This is a genomic window from Citrobacter sp. VF227, from assembly GCF_052950715.1.
The window spans coordinates 1-493 of sequence record NZ_JBRFVF010000305.1 but is presented as its reverse complement, the minus strand read 5'-3'; the positions used below and the strand labels follow the sequence as shown (position 1 = coordinate 493).

The window sequence follows — 493 nt, the reverse complement described above, 5'->3', positions numbered from 1 at the left end:
GGATACGGCCGTTACGCTTCTTGCCGTCGGCGCCGATGGCGGTCACCGGGCTGTTGGCCTTGATGGTGCCGCGAGCGATGCGGCCGATACCGATCACACCGAGGAAGCTGTTGTAGTCCAGCTGGGAGATCTGCATCTGGAACGGGCCGTCGACGTCCACCTTTGGCGCCGGAACATGATCGATGATGGCCTGGAACAGGGCATCCATGTTGTCGTCCATGTTCTCGTGGTCCATGCCGGCGATGCCGTTCAGGGCGCTGGCGTAGACGATCGGGAAGTCCAGCTGCTCGTCGCTGGCGCCAAGGTTGTCGAACAGGTCGAAGATCTGGTCGATGACCCAGTCAGGACGCGCGCCCGGGCGGTCGATCTTGTTCACCACGACGATCGGACGCAGGCCGGCCTTGAACGCCTTCTGGGTCACGAAGCGGGTCTGCGGCATGGGGCCGTCCTGGGCGTCGACCACCAGCAGTACGGAGTCCACCATGCTCATCAC

Annotated in this window: 1 protein-coding gene; it reads right to left on the bottom strand. The window is 63.7% G+C overall.

Translation table 11 applies throughout. From position 1 onward, the window contains the following. A partial coding sequence (locus tag ACU8YC_RS26440; protein WP_446896185.1) for a GTP-binding protein occupies positions 1-493 on the bottom strand: 493 nt, incomplete at both ends.